A 3,726-nucleotide genomic window follows, 5' to 3' on the forward strand; every position below is an offset into this window, starting at 1 on the left:
TGTGTTTTGGTGAGGGGGGGGGGAGCGGCGAGATGAACGGTGTCCTCTTGGTCGGCAGCGTGAGAGGGGGAGAAGAGGCGGGGTGGGGGGGGTGCGGGCGAGTTCTGTGTCGGCGAGGACGACGTGCGGGTGGCCGCCGGTGCCGGCGAACCAGACCCAGCGCAGGTATTCCTCGACTGCGGGCGGGATCAGGGACGGGTCGGCGCGCAGCCGGGCGGCGAGTTCGGGGCGGGAGGCCAGGTCGAGGACGCACATCGCCAGGAAGTTCGAGGTGGTCTCGCCGCCAGCCATCAGGAGGCCTGAGCCGAACACGGTGATCTCTTCGGCGGACAGGTCCGAGCGGTGCACGAGTTCGGTGAGCAGGTCGTCGCCGGGAAGCGTCCGGCGGGCCGCGACCTGCTCGGCGAAGTAGCCGCGCATGCCCTCGTGCGCGGCCTTGACCTCGGTGTCCGGGTGGTGCCCGGCCGACATCATCGCGCTCACCCACGGCAGCAGCAGGCCCAGGTCCCCGGTGGGGACGCCGAGCACGCCGCAGATGACCGTGTACGGGAACGGCGTCGCGAACCGGGCGAGCAGGTCGGCGGGCGGGCCGTCCGCCGCCATGCCGTCCAGGAGGCGGCCGGCGAGCGCGGCCATGCGGGGGCGGTCCGCCTGGGCGCGGCGGGCCGTGAACCGCGCCTGGACGGCCCGCCGGCGCCGGGTGTGCGTCGGCGGGTCGCTGGTGGCGAGGGCGAGGGACGCCGGGGTCCGGGCGAAGAGGGTGCCGCCGTGCCACGCCGCCCGGCTGAACCGGGCGTCGGACAGGACCGTCCGGACGTCGGCGTGCCGGGTGACGAGCCGCGCCTCGCGGCCCGCCACCGCGGCCGGGACGAGCGGGCGCGCGCGGAGGCGCCGCAGGTGGCCCGCGTCCAGCGGGACGCCCGGACGGTGCGGCAGGGGGAAGTCCATCGGTCTCCTTCAGGCGCTCAGCGGCGGTGGCAGGGAGGTCTCCTCGGCGCGGCGGCCGGTGCGTTCCAGACTGGTCAGCCGCGCCGAGGTGAGCGCGGCGCGGAACAGCTGGATGCCGCGCGCCGAGCTGGGGTCGACGCCGGACAGGTCCCGGATGCGGTCCAGCCGGTAGTGCAGGGTGCGGCGGTGGATCCACAGCTCCCGGGCGGCGCGCTCGCGGTCGAGGTTGCAGGCGAGCAGCACCTCCAGCGTGCGGCGCAGGTCGGTGCCGGCGTCGAGCGGCTGCAGGACGGCGGCGAGCCGGCCGCGGATCGCGGGCTGCTCCAGGATCGCCAGCTCGACCAGCAGCTCGTCCGCCCGGTAGGGGCGGTCCTCGGCGTCCGGGATGGCCTTGACGGCGGTCAGCACGCGGGACGCCTCCTCCAGCGCGTCGGGGATGTCGGCGAGGCCGCGCCGCAGCGACGCCGCGGCGTGCACCGGGCCGGCGAGGGCCGCGGTGAACTCGGCGGCCCGGTCCTCGGCGCGCAGCGGGTCGGCGGCCGGGAACAGCGCGATGAGGCCGGACAGGTCGCCGGAGTACAGCACGCCGTCCCAGCCGTCCAGGCGCTCGCTCGCCCGCTCCCAGCAGGACGCCGCCGCGGGCGCCTCGCACAGCAGCACGAGGTAGGCGGGCGCCAGCCGGACGCCGGCCGCCTCGGCGATGACGCCGGCGGGCGCGCCGTCGATCAGGGTCTCGGCGAGCAGCCAGCGCAGCGGCCGGGACCGGCCGCCCTCGCGGGGAGCCTCCGCGTAGCCCTGGATGCACGCCTCCCGGGCGCCGATCGCGAGCCGCGCCGCGTGCGCGGTCAGCTCGGCCATCTCGGCGAAGCACGCGGCGGGCGCGATCGTCCAGCAGGTGCGGGCGGCGGCGAGCGCGAGGTCCCACACCTCGGACAGCACCGGCAGCGGGATCGCCTGCCGGGCCGCGAGGACGCCGAGGTCGCGGAAGCGCCCGAGGTCGTCGTCCGGCAGCGGCTCGCCGGTGAGGACGATGGCGATGAGGCGGGTGCAGGTCTCGCCGCGTCCGCCGAACATGGGGCCGGCGGGCGGCGGCGTGCAGCGCGAGCGCCTCCCGGCGCCGCCCGGCGGGCAGCGCGGACAGCAGCTGGACGAGCAGGTGGGTCGCGGTGCCGTTGGCGAGGTCCTCGTGCCGGCCGGACGCGAGGTCGCGCTGGTCGTTGACGAGCTGGCGCAGCACGCCGAGCGACCGTCCGAACGCGCGCCACCGGGCGACCCTGCCGCGGTCCGCGCCGGGCAGCCAGCGCTGCGGCCGGGACCGGCGGCCCTCGCGTAGGGCGCGCCGGTCTTGCCCTCATAGCTGCGCAGCACGGACTCCGGGGTGGCCGCCGCCGCGCGGCCGCCGAGGTCACGGAGCTGGCCGTCCACGGCGTCCAGCCAGCCGCGCTCGGCGAGGAGCCGGGCGGGCAGGTGGCTGCCGACGGCGAGCGCGGTCAGCAGCTTCGGACCGGCGGCGGCGGGCGTCCCCGGCGCGTCGGTCAGGTCGTCGAGGTACCGCGCGGACGCCCACCAGAGCAGGTGGACGACCGCGATCGGCGCGGCCGGGCCCGGCTCGCCGGTCTCCGCGCCGTGCACCAGCATCGGCAGCGTGACCATGCCGCGCATGCCGGGACGCGAGCCCTTGGCGCGGACGAGGTCGAAGAACTCCAGCAGGAACTCCGACATGGCGCCGCCGACCATCTCCCGGCCCTCGTCCAGGCCCATCGCGCGGCCCTCGGCGAGCAGCTCGCACAGCCGCGCGATCTCCAGCTCGACCTCGGCGATCGCCCGGTCCTGGGCGGTCCTGCCGAACACTCCTTCGTCCACGTGCCAACTCCTCTGGTGCGGGGGGTGTGCGGGTCGCGCCGGAGGCCGCCGGCGCGGCCCGTCATCGGGCGCGATCGTCCAGGACCCGGACCGTGCCGGCGCGCCCGTCCAGCTCGATCCACGCTCCGTCCGGGATGCGGGCCACGGCGCCGCCGACCGCGACCGCGGCCGGCACGCCGAGCAGCCGTCCGGTGACGGCGGTGTGCGAGAGCAGGGTGCCGCGCTCGACGACGAGGCCGGACGCGGCGATCATGAGGGAGAGCCAGCCGGGGTCGGTCTCCCTGGCGACGAGGATCCGGCCCGCGCAGTCGGCGGGGGCGATGCCGGGATCGAGGACGACCTTGGCGCGGCCCCGGACGCCAAGACAGCGACGTGCTGCGCGGGCGGGGGCGGGGCATCCAGGTGGCGGTCGCGTTCGGCGCGCCGCACCGCCACGAGGCCGCGCAGCCCGCACGGTCCGGAGCCGGGCAGGGTGCCGTCGAACGCGCCGATGACCTCCTCGACGGTGAGGTCGAGGACGTCCATGGGGTCGTCGAGCGCGCCCGCCTCGGCGAGGTCGGCGCCGAGCCGCCACAGGACCGTGCGGGAAAGCCCGAACAGCTGGGTGCGGCAGAACCGGGTGTCCTCCCGCGTCCGGATGAGCCACCGCATGATGGCCAGCAGCGCGTTGAGCACGGCGCGGCGGGCCGGGGGGGGGGGGGCCGGCCGCAGCCGCCGCCGGGGGTCGGCTGCGGGCGGCCTGCCGCGACCCGGGCCGCGCCCTATTTACCAAACCCAGGCCGCCACACCGGATGCCAACTCCTTCTGCGTCCTGTTGTTTGTCAAAAAAAAAATACAAAAACGATGATAACAATCTAACTACCAGCCTCTGCCACCAATGCACCGCCGCACTCACCCTACACAGCAACTACACAA

General features: G+C 76.1%; 4 protein-coding genes. All 4 read right to left on the reverse strand.

Going from position 1 to position 3,726, the window contains the following annotated elements; translation table 11 throughout:
• The coding region (locus HUX53_RS25275) for a cytochrome P450 (RefSeq protein ID WP_176405715.1) at positions 1-948 on the reverse strand (948 nt) is incomplete at its 3' end.
• 9 nt (positions 949-957) lie between these two features.
• On the reverse strand, positions 958-2,811 hold the full coding sequence (locus tag HUX53_RS42645) for a helix-turn-helix domain-containing protein (RefSeq protein ID WP_176405716.1): 1,854 nt from the start codon (positions 2,809-2,811) through the stop codon (positions 958-960).
• Between the two features lie 61 nt (positions 2,812-2,872).
• Positions 2,873-3,064 (reverse strand): PEP-utilizing enzyme, encoded by a 192-nt coding sequence (locus HUX53_RS41520; RefSeq protein WP_255205611.1) that lies wholly within the window; start codon positions 3,062-3,064, stop codon positions 2,873-2,875.
• Positions 3,061-3,486, reverse strand: a complete 426-nt coding sequence (locus HUX53_RS41525) for a hypothetical protein (protein WP_255205612.1) — start codon at positions 3,484-3,486, stop codon at positions 3,061-3,063. The genes HUX53_RS41520 and HUX53_RS41525 overlap by 4 nt, the downstream gene beginning before the upstream one ends.
• Between the last annotated feature and the right edge of the window lie 240 nt (positions 3,487-3,726).

Origin of the sequence: Actinomadura sp. BRA 177 (assembly GCF_013372625.1) — a bacterium.
Lineage (GTDB): Bacteria > Actinomycetota > Actinomycetes > Streptosporangiales > Streptosporangiaceae > Spirillospora.

Bases quoted from the DNA above. Each gene is read 5' to 3' on its own strand.
- HUX53_RS41520 (WP_255205611.1), bottom strand. From the start codon at position 3,064: ATGATCGCCGCGTCCGGCCTCGTCGTCGAGCGCGGCACCCTGCTCTCG.